The 14,205-nt window shown below is 59.8% G+C and carries 14 protein-coding genes and 1 pseudogene; 3 read left to right on the top strand and 12 right to left on the bottom strand.

Features of this window, described 5'->3' with window-relative positions:
- Positions 1 to 15: 15 nt before the first annotated feature.
- Complete coding sequence (locus M1R55_RS20525; RefSeq protein WP_249395276.1) at positions 16 to 636, bottom strand: TetR/AcrR family transcriptional regulator; 621 nt, start codon at positions 634 to 636, stop codon at positions 16 to 18.
- 94 nt (positions 637 to 730) lie between these two features.
- Here M1R55_RS20525 and M1R55_RS20530 point away from each other — a divergent pair, with 94 nt between their 5' ends.
- Together M1R55_RS20530 and M1R55_RS20535 are read left to right on the top strand one after the other, a co-directional pair.
- On the top strand, positions 731 to 1,978 hold the full coding sequence (locus M1R55_RS20530; RefSeq protein WP_249395277.1) for a cytochrome P450: 1,248 nt from the start codon (positions 731 to 733) through the stop codon (positions 1,976 to 1,978).
- 270 nt (positions 1,979 to 2,248) lie between these two features.
- Entirely contained in the window at positions 2,249 to 3,442 is a 1,194-nt protein-coding gene (locus M1R55_RS20535; protein WP_249395278.1) for an aspartate aminotransferase family protein, read from the top strand.
- Between the two features lie 285 nt (positions 3,443 to 3,727).
- Here the strand turns inward: M1R55_RS20535 and M1R55_RS20540 are convergent, their stop codons facing one another.
- From M1R55_RS20540 to M1R55_RS20560, 5 genes are all read right to left on the bottom strand, one after another.
- Positions 3,728 to 4,180 (bottom strand): transposase, encoded by a 453-nt coding sequence (locus M1R55_RS20540; RefSeq protein WP_249395279.1) that lies wholly within the window; start codon positions 4,178 to 4,180, stop codon positions 3,728 to 3,730.
- Positions 4,181 to 4,236: 56 nt separating this feature from the next.
- Entirely contained in the window at positions 4,237 to 4,650 is a 414-nt protein-coding gene (locus M1R55_RS20545) for an IS110 family transposase (protein WP_249395280.1), read from the bottom strand.
- Between the two features lie 621 nt (positions 4,651 to 5,271).
- Entirely contained in the window at positions 5,272 to 6,393 is a 1,122-nt protein-coding gene (locus M1R55_RS20550) for an FAD-dependent monooxygenase (RefSeq protein ID WP_249395281.1), read from the bottom strand.
- Positions 6,390 to 7,001, bottom strand: coding sequence for a TetR/AcrR family transcriptional regulator (locus M1R55_RS20555; protein ID WP_249395282.1), 612 nt, complete (start codon positions 6,999 to 7,001; stop codon positions 6,390 to 6,392). The genes M1R55_RS20550 and M1R55_RS20555 overlap by 4 nt, the downstream gene beginning before the upstream one ends.
- A 23-nt stretch (positions 7,002 to 7,024) precedes the next feature.
- On the bottom strand, positions 7,025 to 7,471 hold the full coding sequence (locus tag M1R55_RS20560) for a DUF6463 family protein (RefSeq protein WP_249395283.1): 447 nt from the start codon (positions 7,469 to 7,471) through the stop codon (positions 7,025 to 7,027).
- Positions 7,472 to 8,282: 811 nt separating this feature from the next.
- Between M1R55_RS20560 and M1R55_RS20565 the strand changes: the two genes are divergently transcribed.
- Positions 8,283 to 8,603: a hypothetical protein gene (locus M1R55_RS20565; protein ID WP_249395326.1), complete on the top strand. Its 321-nt coding sequence runs from the start codon at positions 8,283 to 8,285 to the stop codon at positions 8,601 to 8,603.
- 269 nt (positions 8,604 to 8,872) lie between these two features.
- Here M1R55_RS20565 and M1R55_RS20575 read toward each other — a convergent pair whose 3' ends face one another.
- From M1R55_RS20575 to M1R55_RS32290, 6 genes and pseudogenes are all read right to left on the bottom strand, one after another.
- A complete protein-coding gene (locus M1R55_RS20575) occupies positions 8,873 to 10,750 on the bottom strand; it encodes an HD domain-containing phosphohydrolase (protein WP_249395284.1) in 1,878 nt (625 codons plus the stop codon).
- Between the two features lie 518 nt (positions 10,751 to 11,268).
- Positions 11,269 to 11,664 carry an IS1 family transposase gene (locus M1R55_RS20580; protein ID WP_256566044.1) on the bottom strand — a complete coding sequence of 132 codons (396 nt, stop codon included), beginning with the start codon at positions 11,662 to 11,664 and terminating at the stop codon, positions 11,269 to 11,271.
- A gap of 229 nt (positions 11,665 to 11,893) precedes the next feature.
- A pseudogene (locus M1R55_RS32285) lies at positions 11,894 to 11,953 on the bottom strand (hypothetical protein); the annotation flags it as partial.
- Positions 11,954 to 12,033: 80 nt separating this feature from the next.
- On the bottom strand, positions 12,034 to 13,344 hold the full coding sequence (locus M1R55_RS20590; protein WP_249395287.1) for a transposase: 1,311 nt from the start codon (positions 13,342 to 13,344) through the stop codon (positions 12,034 to 12,036).
- A 46-nt stretch (positions 13,345 to 13,390) separates the two neighbouring features.
- A complete protein-coding gene (locus tag M1R55_RS20595) occupies positions 13,391 to 13,807 on the bottom strand; it encodes an IS1 family transposase (RefSeq protein WP_371827268.1) in 417 nt (138 codons plus the stop codon).
- On the bottom strand, positions 13,804 to 14,112 hold the full coding sequence (locus M1R55_RS32290; RefSeq protein WP_371827269.1) for an IS1 family transposase: 309 nt from the start codon (positions 14,110 to 14,112) through the stop codon (positions 13,804 to 13,806). The genes M1R55_RS20595 and M1R55_RS32290 overlap by 4 nt, the downstream gene beginning before the upstream one ends.
- Positions 14,113 to 14,205: the final 93 nt, after the last annotated feature.

The following is a 14,205-nucleotide window of genomic DNA, read 5'->3' on the forward strand; positions in this document are numbered from 1 at the left end:
CCAACCCCAAACCAGTTAAGGCAACACAACCGTTGGGACAGCCTCTCCCCTGCGGGGCTGCAGCGCAACGGCCTCGGTCGGTCGCAGAATCAAGTCGCGGTAGATCTCCCCCATGCGCTCCGGCCCATACGGCATGCCGTGACCCAGCCACCACTCAATCAGGCTCAAGAACGAGCGGATGAAGTGGTAGGCCACGATGTCCACGGGCACTTGGGCCGCTGGCCGGGCCTCGTAGGTCTGGAGCAGACCCTGCACACCGATCTCGACAATCTGATCGAGAAGCCCCAGCGAACGATCGGCACTCAGCAACAGTCGGTAGAGCCCAGGATGATCCCGGACGTGCTGGAAGACCAGCGCACCGGCCTGTTCGGGCACCTGACCAGCCAGTGGAGGCAGCAACGTGAACAGATCGCTGCGTAAATCGTCGACAGCACCCCGGAGCAACTCTTCAATGCTGGTGTAATGCCGGAAGAAGGTGGCATAGCCCACCTCGGCACGTCCGGTCAGGTCGCGCACCGTGATGGATTCAAGCGGCTGCTCGTGACTCAGATCAATCAGGGCCTGGGTCAGCAGACGGCGAGTTCGCCGGATCCGCAGATCAGTCTGGGGAAGGGGAGGCGGGATCAAGTCTGACATGGGGAGATCCCTCAGTCTAAGCCATTCTATCTCATGAGACTTCGTCACTCATATGATACATAGTGGATCATAAGTCTGCTCAAGGAGATCAACCATGACTGCTGAACCTGTCGCCCACTGCCCCTTCCATGCGCCTGAACGCAAGACCGGTTTCGGTCACGACCATCTCGCCCCTGAGATTGAGCTTCAGGGAGACGTCTGGCATTTGCGCTCTTACGCTGCAGTCAAGCAAGTCCTGCGCGATAGTGAACGTGTCCGCCAAGGGGCCACCACCGACAACGTGCTGGTCACCCGTCTACGGCCAGCCGTGATTTTTCAAGATGGCGAGGAACACCGCGAGCAGCGTACGGCCATCGCGCGCTTCTTTACGCCCAAGACGGTGCAGGACGCCCACCATCCGTTCATCGAGGCTCTGACAGAGCGTTTAATTGGCCAGCTGGAACAGGCGGGTGGGGCGGATCTCAGCGCACTGAGCATGCAATTGTCGGTTGACGTGGCTGCGCGAGTGGTAGGGCTCACGAACTCGTCAAAGCCGGGCATGGATCGCCGCATTGATGAATTGTTGTCGGACGGAGAGATCAATACGGGAGGCAGCACGGGGATGGTCGCGCGTCTTCAGGGTGTACTGACGCAATCTAAGGGCTTGCTTCGGATGTCGAAGTTTTACCGTGTAGACGTGCGCCCTGCTATTCAGGCCCGGCGCCGGAAACCGCAGGAGGACGTGATCACCCACCTGATTGGCAAGGGCTACAACGACTTAGAAATCCTGGTGGAGTGCCTCACATACGCTACGGCCGGCATGGTCACCACGCGCGAATTCATCAGCGTGGCTACCTGGCACCTGCTCGAAAACCCGGAGATACGTGAGGCGTATCTTGCCAGCGACCGCAACGAACGTCACCGCTTGCTGCATGAAATCCTGCGCCTTGAACCCGTGGCCTCGACCCTCTGGCGGCGAGCGGAACATGACATCACACTGGAACAGGGCGGCGTTGTCCACGCGATCCCGGCAGGGGCACGGATGATCCTAGACATCCGCACGGCCAATGCCGATTCAGCCGCTGTGGGGGCCGAGCCACTCAGTCTCTGCCTGGGCCGTTCTTTACCGAGCGGCGTGCAGGCGCAGGCAATGAGTTTTGGGGACGGCGCACACCGCTGTCCGGGAGCCTTTCTGGCGATTCACGAGAGCGATGTTTTTCTGCAGCGCCTGCTGAGCTTGCCCCTGCGCATTGCGGGTTCCCCACAGCTAACCTTCAACGAGATGCTGATGAGCTATGAGATCCGCGAGTTCAAGATAAAACTTGAGCGGCCTGCCGAACGGGAACTGCCGAATGTGTTCTAGAGCAGCAGAGTGAAGTGCTAAAGAGCGTGACGTAACGGTTGAAAGGGTTGTGTTGCCTTAACCAGACCGGGATAGGCTGACCGTCCGTGACCGATGCCAAGCCCTACCGCCACCGTTTTCCCATGACCATCATCCAGCAGGTGGTTTGGCTGTGCCGCCGAGTTTCAGTGGGCCATCAGGATGGTTGTGTTGCCCCAACTGCCGGGAACCTGGACAGGTTCTGTCGTATAAGGGGCTGAATTTCTACACAAGCGCATGTATATTTATACGATGACAGTCCTCACCAACACCCAGCGCTGGCTGGACAGCGAGCACCGCTATGACAGCGGTGTCTTCAACAAGCACCCGCTCGTTCTCGTGCGTGGTCAGAACACCACGGTCTGGGACGCCGAAGGCCGCGCCTACCTGGACTGCGCTACAGGCGCCGGCGTCGCCTCCGTCGGCCATTGCAACCCAGACGTGGTCCGCGCCATCCAGCAACAGGCCGCAACGCTCCTGACCGTCGCTCAAACCATTCCCAATGACAAGCGCGCTGAGTTCCTTGAGGTCCTCACCAGCCTGCTCCCCGATCCTCTCCACCGTGTATTCCTATGCAGTAGCGGCACAGAAGCCATGGAAGCCGCGAAGAAGTTTGCGGTCACTGCTACACGCCGCAGCAAATTCATCGCCATGAAACGGGGCTTTTCAGGACGCAGCCTGGGTGCCCTCGCCTTTACCTGGGAACCCGCGTACCGTGAACCCTTCGGCGCCATTCTTGACAGTGCAAACGTCGAATTTATCGCGTACGGTGATACGGAGGCCCTGCAAGCGGCTCTTGACGACTCGGTTGCTGCCGTGATCCTCGAACCTGTACAGGGGGAGGGCGGCGTCCGCCCCGCGGACCTCACCTTCATGCAGGTCGCGCGTGACCTGACCCGTCAACACGGCGCGTTGTTGATTCTCGACGAAATTCAGACCGGGTTCGGCCGCACAGGCAAGATGTTTGCCATGGAGCATTTTGGAATCGTTCCAGACGGCATTACACTCGCCAAAGCGATGGGAGGCGGCATTCCTATCGGCGCCTTTGTCACGACGGCGGACGTGGCGTCCCGCATGCCGAAGGGCGGGCACGGTGGGACGTTCGGTGGCAACCCCCTGGCCATGGCAGCCGGTACGGCCGCAATGCGGTTTACGGCACGGGAACACTTGCCGGAGCAGGCCGCAGAGAAGGGGGCGTATTTCCTGCAGCAACTGCGCGCCATCACCAGCCCTAAAATTCGCGAGGTGCGTGGGCTGGGCTTGATGATAGGCGTAGAACTCAAGCAAAAGAGCGCGCCCATCATCGCTGCCTTGGAACAAGATGAGGGGGTGCTGGCTCTGCCGGCGACCTCGCTGGTGGTTCGATTTCTCCCCCCTCTGACCATCACGCATGACGAAATTGATCAGGTGGTGACAGCATTTGAGCGGGTCTTGCAACGAAGCTGAGCCCAGCTGCACGTTGTGCAGTGGCCAGCAGATTCGCATTGAAAGTGTCTTCCTGTCGGCCGAGCACTTATGACGGAAGGCATGGGCAGGTGCAGCAACTCAGTAGGGTTGCGGCCTCTACGAATGACAGTCCAGTACGCTTGGGACGGCCCATCACGCCGTCCTTTTGGTGTTTTTTTCCTCTGGTGGAACGACACTGCAGGCGATGAGCCGGCCAGATTGAAACACGTGGAGCAACCCCTGACGGCCTGAACCTGGTATGTCAATTCGGCTGAGAAAAAGATCCTAAGAGGGGGCTGGGCGGAGGCCGTCAACATGGCTGGTCTGCAATGTTCGGTATAACTCCCAAGCCAAGTGAGTCTTGAGCGCGCGAAGTGCAGCCCGTTTCGTTTTTCCTTCTTGCTCCTTCTTCGTCACGAATGTTCTGGTGCGCTCTTCACACCTCAACCGGGTGAGCGCCATCAGGTGAAGCACTCTATTGAGTTGCCGATTGCCGCTGATATTGACGCACCAGCGCGTGTTCTTTCCGCTCCCCCGCTCCACTGGTGCAGCGCCGCAATCACTGGCGAAGTGATGGACATTCTCAAACCGCTTGACATCACCGACTTCAGCCAACACGGTGCCTGCGAGCACCACGCCGATCCCCCGTAACGTCAATAGGGCGGGAGCAACCTGGGCCACCAATGCCGCCATGGCTTGCTCCAGTTCCTTCAGCGCTGCTTCCAACGATGTCAGCACGGCCTGAAGGGCAGTGCGGAGCGCGTCTGTCGTTGTGTCTGGAAGAGCTTCAAGCATCATTTGGTTGGCCTTGCGCTGCGGGACAATTCCTGCAACCGGGTGCGCTGCTGACACGGCCGGTAGGGCGGAAGTTGCGGGTTGGCCAACAGCACCCGAGCGACGTTCTCGGCATCGACCAAGTCGTTCTTCTTCTTCCCCCGACGCGCTCGGTATTGGCTGGTCAGGCTGGGATGGATGTGATACACCGATGCGTCCCTGGCCAAGAGCAACGCCAGTAGGGGAGCCACATCACGGTTGCCTGCGCCTTCAATCGCCCAGCAAGGCTGTTTAAAACGACCCGACCAGAGCCACAACTGGTGGAGACCGTCGGCGTCGTTTTGGACGCTGAGGCTGTCGAGAATGACGCCACGCGAGTCGAGAGCAATGGCGGTGTGAGTTGTTGGGTGGGGATCAAGTCCAAGAATGATCATGACGCCCTCCAGCAGATGTTCGGCGTTTCACCACCACCCGCGCAGGTCTGTTCTGGATTGGGCCCTGGGGCAGCCTGATATCAAGCGAAGAGCGATGGTGGAGCGCCGTTGAGGAAGAGAACGCGCCATTCAGGCCGAGGCGATTTCCGCAGACACAAAGAGGACGACGTTCTCTCCTCACCTCATTCTGGACATACAGACACAATGTATGAGGGAGAGCGGAATCTCAGCACACACCCAACAAGAAACCCGCCCTGTTCAGAGCGGGGCGCCGTGGCGTTTGGGGAGACTTGCTCCCGCCGAAGCGTGTGGGGAAGATAGCAGACTGGCCTGAGTCCGTGCTCTCACCCACGCTGATGCGTGGGCCAAGGCTTTTCATGGGTAGGTCAGAGCCGTTCTCTGGGCCTTACTCCCTACCAACAAGCCCAACACACCAGACTGCATTACACAGTCCAACGGCCGAACCAAGGCTTCCGGTAAGACCGCCAAACGCCAGAAGCCTCAGCCCGCCGTGACGCCAGTTAAGGCAACACAACCGCCACACCCCCTTGCCCCACCACTAAAACATCAATGCCCCGAAGTATCAGGTGCTGAGGGAACAGATTCTATGCCCGGATCAAGTTAGTCCAGTTCAGTTTGAAAGAGCCTGCTGGTTGACCAACGCGCGAGGAGCGGCGGCGTGAGCCGCATCCCCACATCCCGGAGCCTCCGCAATCCGTCTGCTTCCAGTTGGCCGACGCGCCCCAGGAAGTGAGAAGCGGTTTGAACTTGGTTCACCCGGCGCCGCCGGAGGGCCTCATACCGTGCCAACGCTGCAGGCACGTTCGGAGCAGCCTTCAGTTGTTGACCCAGAACCCAGGCGTCCTCCAAGCTCATGGCGGCACCTTGGCCGAGGTTGGGCGTCATGGCGTGGGCGGCGTCGCCCAACAGAGCGACGCGGCCCTGCACCCAGCGGGGCAAGTGCACCTCATGAATGTCAGTTCGAATCACTGGGATGTCCGTCTGAAGGGATGACAGCAGTTCGGGGCCAACGCCCCCGAACTCGGTGCAGCGCGCCCGCACCTCCGCGGCGCGGTTCAGGGAGTCGCCAGATTGCCCTTCCAGGGCGTTGGCCGTGACGTACCCGTAGGTTTGCCCGCCTCCAAGGGGAACCAGCCCCAGTCGACAGCCCCGGCCCCACATTTCAACTGCGTGCTGGGGGCCAGAGGAGCTGACCACAAAGCGCCAGCTGGTGTAGCCTGCGTACTGCTTCGGCAAGTCCCCAAATACAAGGTGCCGGACGGCCGAGTGGAGGCCGTCGGCCCCCACCACAACGTCAAACTGATGTGCCGATTCGTCACTGAGGGTGACGTCCACACCCTCAGTGGTCTGATGCAGCGCCTGCAGTGTGGTCGCGAAGTAAATCTGTTCTGTCAGACCCTGGCTCAATACCGCCTGCAGGTCGGCACGGCGCAAGGCAACAGCACCCCCAGAGGCCCCATACGAGATGGTCTGAAGGAGTCGGCCCCCCGCGTCTGTGAGCGAGGCGGCCGCGAGTGGATGGCCGACCTGCATGAGCGATTCGGACAGTCCCAGCCGGTTCATGACCCGCAGGGCATTGCCACTGAGAATCAGGCCAGCGCCCACCGGCCGCCAGCAGGCCACCTTTTCGATGATTTTGACCTGCATTCCAGTACGAATCAGCGCCTGAGCCAGTCCCAGCCCTCCAATACCAGCACCCACAATCAGAACACGGGGTGTCATGGTGTTCCTGCACCGGGGTGTAGTGCCCGAACCTGCAGCTGCAGCAGCGCCTCCAGTTGATGCCGGGTGTCAATCAGCGTGGCTCCACCGCTCAACCAGTTCACCAGACAGGCCTGATACAGCGAAAAGACCGCGACGGCTGCGATGTGGGGGTCGACATCGGCCGAAACCTCGCCCCCCTGTTGCCGCTGCTTGAGCAGTTCGGCCAACTGCTGCACAAAAGCCTGGCCCTGCTTTATTTCCCGAGTACGCCACGGACTCTGGTGAAAGAGCACCAGGCGAAGAAAATCACTGGCCAGGACCTGACGCGTCTCGTAAAATGCAAAAAAAGGATCGAACACTTGGGGAAGCACTTGCATCAGCGGTCCCTCCAGGCGGCCCGGGTGCAGGGCTAACTTGATCGTCTGGGCAATAACATCATGGAAGACCATGAGCAGCAGATCGGCCTTATCGGAGGCGTACCGGAAGACAGTCCCGGTGGCGACATCCGCTTCTGCAGCAATCTGACGTACGGTGGTGGCCTCGTAACCCTGCTGGGTGAAAAGCGCTAGTGCTGCGGCGTGGATCCGCTCCAGTTTGTCTTGCTTATGACGTTCACGGCGGCTCAAGTGCTGCGGATCAGGCGGGCGCGTCACTGGGTTGCCTGATCCGCGCAGACGCCCCTGGCTGGAACGTCACCGGACATCAGCAGCAAAGCAGGAATGAAGTTGACCCAAAATCCACTGAGCGGAGCCAGAGTGACCTGAACGGCCGTCAAGACCAGCAATGCCAGTCCGGTGCCTCTGGGAAACCGGTGTCCCGCTCGGGCTGTGGACATGATCCAGATGCCCCATAACAGCTGTGTGCCAGCAAAACTTCCGAGTGAACTCCAGAAGGCGGCCTGTCGGTCCAAGTGTGGCGGGTGCCAGGGCGCGCCTATGACGCCCAGGAGTCCGTCTGGTGCCAGGACGGCCAGATGAGGAATGACGCTGGCCAAGGCCAGGCACAGGTGGATCAAAGCCACGCCGATCAAGAGACGTCCTGCCCATAGGTACATGCTCAGCTCCTTTTGAATGTGTTCGATAATGAACGTGTTCATTATCATGGTCTGAACCAAGAGCAGCAAGGAACAAAGTCCCTTACCCGGATGGACTGCGCGCAAGGCGTCTGGTGACGCTCATGAACAACCCCATTTTGGTTCGAGAAGAATGCATCCGGTTGCTCCTCATCTGAACGCTTCACCTCTGAACTTGCCCACTGAATCATAAGGATGAGGCAGAGAGGGAGAGCCGTCTGCTCGTTGCCTTCTAGCGCTTCCATATGCTGAATGCTCATCCTCCTGGTGAACCAGCTTAAGACGCCTTGAAGGTTGCCAAATAGAGCAAGCATGTCTCAGACGCATACTTTCGATGCGAAGGGAAGCGTCCACCTTCTGAAAAACGGACGTGCGAGTGGGGCGGAAGCAGGCCCTCACACTGGTTCGAGCCCAGTGACCCACACCCTCACAGGCGGCCCAAGCGGTCGCCTTCTCCTTTGCCTCGGCCAGTTGGATTGAAGAAAAGTTCAGCTGTTCAGCTCACTGAGGGCGGATGATGGCGTTCCTCTTGGACAACAGGAATCCCTCTTCAGCGCCTGTCCTGATCACTGATCAGTTACGAAGTGACGAGGCTGCGATTCGGGAGATCTCGAGCCTGAAGGGCGTCGACTACCGGCAGGTGATCTCCACAACGCGGTGCAACAACTTGGTCGGACAGTCTCACCGTCCCGCACGACGTCAAGAGCGATATCAACTTGGAGTCAAACGGTGAAGACGAGCGCAGGAATTTCTGAGCCTGCACGCCCGTCTTGAAAAGTTCCGGTGCCGTTACGCTTCAGCGAAGAGGAACCGGTAAGCCTGTGGATTCCTCAGAGTGCAGAGCGTTGCCGTGGGCCGCATGTACCGCATCCGCCGCACGACCTTCCCCATCGGCAGAGCAGTCGAAGTCCCTCGCTACCAGATTGAAGCTGCTCCGGGCAACAAGCTGGAATTGATCCAGGAAGTGCGCCGTCTGCGGGTGGATTTTGCCACCTTCGGTGCCCGCGCTGTCGCCTGTGCCACGGACATTCAGCCGGAAGGCTGGGAGATTCGGGGCCTCATCGCCGTGGATGCCGTCGCCTTTGAACACGCGCTTCAGCAGGCGATGATCAATCACACCTCGCGCAAGTTCGGGGCCGTCATCGGAAACGAGTGATATCTGATGGCCCCCATTGAATGGCACGCGCCCCCACGGGCGGGACAATTCGTGGTGGTGGGCCTGTACCGCTAGCCCCGCGCCCCGCTGGTGCAGCAATTCCTGAACGTTCCGGTAGCTTAGTGGGAAGCGGTGATACAGCCAGACGGCATACTGAATGATGTTCATGGAGAAACGGTGGCGATCTGTTTTGGGTCAGTCACAGTGGGCGAGCCTCCCCAGCCCGGTGAAGGCAACACAACCGCGTGATGCCCTCACGCGCTCTACACTCAACGCATCAACGCCAGAAATGTGTCGACGGTCTCTGGACAAAACTGCCGTCCCCGTTGCGCCTCAATCTCAGCCAAGGCCGCCTCACGACTCCAGGCCGCTTTATACGGGCGCTCACTCACCAAAGCATCAAACACATCACAGACCGCAAATAGGCGACCCAACAACGGAATCTGCTCGCCCACCAAGCCCGTGGGGTACCCGGTTCCATCCCAGCGTTCATGATGCGACGCAATGAGTTCCAGCACAGCCAAAGGCAACCCGGGCAGGCGGGCTGCCAGTTCTGTTCCCTTGACGACATGGGTTTCCATGACCTGCCGTTCCTTGGGCGTCAAGTGGCCAGGTTTGAGCAAGATGGCGTCTGGAATCATCAACTTGCCCAGGTCATGCAGGTAGCTTCCTTGCCGCAAGTGGTGTAAGTCCTCTTCAGAAAGGCCGGTGGCTTGTCCCAGGCGGGTAGCCCAGGTGGCCACCCGCTGGGTGTGGCCATGGGTCTCAAGATCCCGGGCTTCCAGCGCGGTTCCCAAGGCCAGCATTCCGGCTTCTAAGGTGGCGCGCAGTTGGGTCACGACCCGCTGAAGTTCGAGGGCGTGTCCCAGGCGCAACGCAGCCAATTCCAGCAATTGCTGAACCTGGGGGGTAATGGCACGCCAGCGGTGCAGCGTCACCAAGTTCAGGATGCCGACCATCTGCCCTTGGTGCCACACCGGCGTCAGAACGACGCTCTTGATCCCGGCCTGCACGAGTTCAGGAATCGGGTTGACGGTCGTGGGATAATCCGTGGCAAAAACCGTTTGACGCTGCTGCGCAATCGCGTCCGAAAGGCCGCCTTGTGGGAGAGTACCCGTGACGGGAGCAACCGAACGCAAGCTACTCAGGTCCATCCCAGGCTTGCTCATCACCGTCAAGCCGACAACTTCTCCATCGTGCAGAGGAATATACGATGCCAGATCAAAGTCCAGCAGATTCATCAATCGGTGCAGACTGCCCTCAAGCACGTCCGTCGGTGGGCCCAGCGTTTCGAGATAGCGTGAAAACTCCCCAATTTCCAGAGCCACTTGGGCGTCTTGCCTTGGATTGCGCTGGCGGTGTTTGGCTGTGTGCAACTGTTCATCAGCGACTGCGAAGGCCTGTTCAAAAGGAGTCTGGCGAGTTTCGAGCCTGGCCAGTCCAAACTCAAAGGCAGCCATCTCTGAATTGTTGAGCATCTGCAACATGACCGGTTGAAGGTCTTGCTTGAGTTGGGCCAGGCCAAGAGCGAGGGGGTCGGTCGTCTCGCCTGGGGTGACCAGCACGAACTCATCGCCTCCCCACCGGCACAGCAAGCTACCAGGTGGCAGGTGCGCCCGCAAAGCTTGGACGAAGGCGCGGAGGTGGCGGTCACCGCCCACATGGCCATGCAATTCATTGATGGCTTTCAAATGATTGAGATCGACGACGGCGACGGCTGCGGGCCGAGACAGGTGAGCCAGGGCCTCCAGAAATGGGGAGCGCAGCAGAGCGCCCGTCAAGGCATCCTGCTGGTTGGCCCGGGAAGGGAGCAGGCGGTCATGTTGCTGAACCCGGATCAATACGCCTTCGGGGTGGGGATAGAAACAAAGGCGGATCCAGAGCTTGTTCTGGTGTGCGGATGCTTCCAGTTCTGTCGGAGCGGTGGTGGCCATGGCTAGGCGCAGAGGGGGCAGGAACTCATCGAGCTGCGGCGCAGAGAGCAGGTCAAACAAGGACATTCCGAGAACGTCCCGGGCTTCTCGTCGGAGGAACCGGAGGGCGGCAGCGTTGGCAAAAGTGACCTGCAACTGTCGGTTCAGCCCGTAGATGGCTTCAGAAAAATCTTCCAACACCTGTTGGGGGATGGACGGGGCAGATCCGGGCACGAACACTCCTTGTCAAACCCACATGGCTGGGGATGAGCGCCATCTTACGGTGAGGCGCACTGCCCGGGCGGCGCACTTCTGGGGGAACAACCTTCACACGTTGGAGGGGATGAGGAGCTGTGGGCCGGAGTTGAAGTGCAGGTGATGACACCGAGCCAGTGGCAGATCTGGATCATCCGTCTGGCAGGAGAATGCAGGAGATCGTCAGGTGGAAGCACCGATGTGCACAGGGTGGGTTCTGGCAACTTTGTGTGTTGAGCCGAGCCGTGGGAAGCTTGGTTCGTCACTCCCACTCGAGCCGACAAGCCTGCTGGCAACTTTGGTCATCCGAGACCGTGAGTTAAGTGCACCGCATCTAGCATCTAGACAAACTTTGCTCCAAGAATCTTCAGCCCAGTCACGAATGCGGCCCGGAGTTCAGTCACGGAGTTGTAACAACGACGAGGCATGAGGAGGCCCTTGAGCTTCCGCCACACCTGCTCGATAAGGTTAAAAAGGGCACATAGGGGGTCGTGGCTTCAACGTAATGACGCGTTGTCGCGGTGAATGAACATCCAGATCAGGAGTTCGAGATGCTCTTGTGTGCGGCTCAAGGACAGGCTCTTGCGTACCAAATGAGCGATACGGAGCCGCAACGTGGCATTGAACCGTTCGATATGTTGTGTCCCACCGATGACGTGCAGCGCACCGAACACCACGCCTTTATAGGCGCTGAGGCCGTCGGTATGACACACCGCATCGAGATAAGGGGCAGGGAGGCTCTGCCACAACCCGAAAGCTCCAGCGGCATCTCGGTTTCCGATAAAACAGCCGACGATCTGGCGGGTGGTGCGGTTCATGGCGAGCCAAATCCAGATGTTCTTCGTCTGCTGCGCCACAAAGGTGCATCGCTCGTCGCACTTTTTTTGCGACAGGTGATTCGAGCTCGATGGTGTGTGGCACGGTCTTAATCAGGGAGTGGAGGTGGCGGCGGAACCAGCTTCGACTGACCCCGACGACGCGGCAAATGCCCCGGTGAGACAGGCGTTCGGACAGCAAACGGTCAACCAGGGTCACGGTTTGGGGCGAAACCGGCGTTCGGGTATGGTTCAGGGTGAACTGATGTCGGCATACACGGCACAGATACCGCTGTTTGCCGGTATGGGCGTGACCGTTTTTGACGATATAGACGCCCTCGCACGCTGGACACGTCAGGTCGTTCATGCTTTATTAAACGGCAATTATTCCTAAGAAGCCACAACCACCCGATGCATATTGGGAACCGGACAAAACTCAACGCGCGCCTAAAAGGCGATCCAGCACATCGTTTCCAGAGACTTCCTGTCCCCCTTGCCGGGTGGTCTGGGTGGTGAGGTATGCAGCCGCCAGCCGCTGCAAGCCGAGGAGGAGGGTTTTCTTGCCAGGTGGGCGGTTCTGATGAGGACATCGCCGCCCAGATGGGCGAGCAATCGAAGTTCTGGCGCGTCTAGCGTTTCACCCAGCGTGAAGACGTCAGAAGCCACCACCCAGCTCATCGCCACCAGGGTGCGCAGGGCCTGGACATCGTGAATGCGCACGTCCTCCCAGCCTAGGGACGTCTTTGTCCACGCAAAAACGTCCTCAATGGACCAGCGGCGCAAGTACAGGCGCACCACCTGCCCGGCGTCCACGCCGGGCGACACCGGCAGGCTGGTGAGCAGCACCCAGCCCTCCTCATCCCCTTTGGGACGCGTGGGAAAGCTCAAGTGCACGGCCTGAACGGGCAGCCGGCCCTCGTCCAGCCAGACCTGCTGCGCACGCAGTTCTGTGCGCGTCGGGCGCCAGATCAGCCGCCGACCCTGCTTGACCGGCCGAGCCAGTTCAAAGACATGACGGACAGGAGCACGGTGCAGCGCACCGTGCAGCGGTTCCCCCTCACCGGTTGGACGAAGGCGCGTCTGGCGATCCAGATGGCGTGCACGGATCACGAAATCAACGTGCAATCTCCGTAAACGGCGCAGAATCCGGAGGCTGTCGAACCCGCGATCCAGCACGAAAATGATCCGCAGCACCCCCGCTGCCCGCAGGGCGCGGGTGATCTGGGCGAGTGCCTGGAGGACGACCGTGTTCTCACTGGTGAATCCTGGTGCCAGAGCGCTGTACAGCGTGTGATACAGCAGGGTTTGACGTCCATCACAGGTCAGGCCAATGGCGTTGAGGGTGCGGTAGCCCGCGACCGGCTGGCCGTTCAGATCCCGCACCGTGTCCAGATATTCCAGCGTCTGGCTGTGCGGCTTGCGGAGGTCAGAGCCGTCCAGAATGACGATCACCTCATCCGACCCGGCAACCCGCGCCCTGCCCTGCGCTTGAATGTGGTCCAGCAGGGTGTCGGCGCTGAGGTCACTTCGCCGATGCTCATGGTGCACCAGTCGTCTCAGTCGGCGTTCCGCCTGCGGGCACGCCCCCGTACCGGGGGCGACGCGCGCCATCTGTGCCAGACGCGTCGTGCCGCTCGCCAGGATGCCGCTCAGCGCCGCCTGAAACGCCCTGAAGAGGCGCCGATCTTGGAACAGCGTGTGGTACGGCTGCACGAATTCGCTCAGGCCACCGATATTCACTGTCGCTGAGGGCGTCATCCCCTGAATATGCAGACTTTTGTCCGGATTTCAATGGGTCGTGGCTTCAACGTAATGACGCGTTGTAGCGGTGAATGAACATCCAGATCAAGAGTTCGAGATGCTCTGGTTTGCGGCTAAAGGAGAGGCTCTTGCGTACCAAATGGGCGCCTCGGAGCCGCAAGGTGGCATTGAAGCGTTCGATGTGTTGGGTGCCGCCAATGACGTGCAGTGCGCCAAAAACAACGCCTTTGTAGGCACTCAGGCCATCGGTGTGACACACGGCATCGAGATACGGGGTGGGGAGGCTCTGCCACAGACCAAAGGCTCCAGCGGCATCTCGATTTCCAATGAAACAGCCCACGATCTGGCGGGAGGCGCGGTTCATAGCCAGCCAGATCCAACGGGTGTTTGTCTGCCGTGTCACAAAAGTGCATAACTCGTCACACTCCAGCACCAGTGGGGCTGGTGCTGGAGTGTTCACGCTTTTTTTACGACAGGTGATTCGAGCTCGATGGTGTGTGGCACGGTCTTGATCAGAGATTGGAGGTGGCGACGGAACCAACTTCGGCTGACCCCGACGACGCGGCAAATGCCTCGGTGAGAGAGGCGTTCGGAGAGCAACCGGTCAACCAAGGTCACGGTTTCGGGCGAAACCGGCGTTCGGGTGTGATTCAGGGTGAATTGGTGGCGACAGACCCGGCACAGATAGCGCTGTTTGCCGGTGTGGGCGTGACCGTTTTTGACGATGTAGACGCCCTCGCACGCTGGACACGTCAGACCGTTCATGCTGTATTAAACTGCAATCATTCCTGAGAAGCCACGACCTTTCAATGCATACCCTAGACATGGGCTGCATACCGCGCTATACTGAAGAAATCA

It is taken from the genome of Deinococcus sp. QL22, assembly GCF_023370075.1.
GTDB lineage: Bacteria > Deinococcota > Deinococci > Deinococcales > Deinococcaceae > Deinococcus.

Bases quoted from the DNA above. Each gene is read 5' to 3' on its own strand.
- M1R55_RS20525 (WP_249395276.1), bottom strand. From the start codon at position 636: ATGTCAGACTTGATCCCGCCTCCCCTTCCCCAGACTGATCTGCGGATC.
- M1R55_RS20530 (WP_249395277.1), top strand. From the start codon at position 731: ATGACTGCTGAACCTGTCGCCCACTGCCCCTTCCATGCGCCTGAACGC.
- M1R55_RS20535 (WP_249395278.1), top strand. From the start codon at position 2,249: ATGACAGTCCTCACCAACACCCAGCGCTGGCTGGACAGCGAGCACCGC.
- M1R55_RS20545 (WP_249395280.1), bottom strand. From the start codon at position 4,650: ATGATCATTCTTGGACTTGATCCCCACCCAACAACTCACACCGCCATT.
- M1R55_RS20550 (WP_249395281.1), bottom strand. From the start codon at position 6,393: ATGACACCCCGTGTTCTGATTGTGGGTGCTGGTATTGGAGGGCTGGGA.
- M1R55_RS20560 (WP_249395283.1), bottom strand. From the start codon at position 7,471: ATGAACACGTTCATTATCGAACACATTCAAAAGGAGCTGAGCATGTAC.
- M1R55_RS20590 (WP_249395287.1), bottom strand. From the start codon at position 13,344: ATGACGCCCTCAGCGACAGTGAATATCGGTGGCCTGAGCGAATTCGTG.
- M1R55_RS32290 (WP_371827269.1), bottom strand. From the start codon at position 14,112: ATGAACGGTCTGACGTGTCCAGCGTGCGAGGGCGTCTACATCGTCAAA.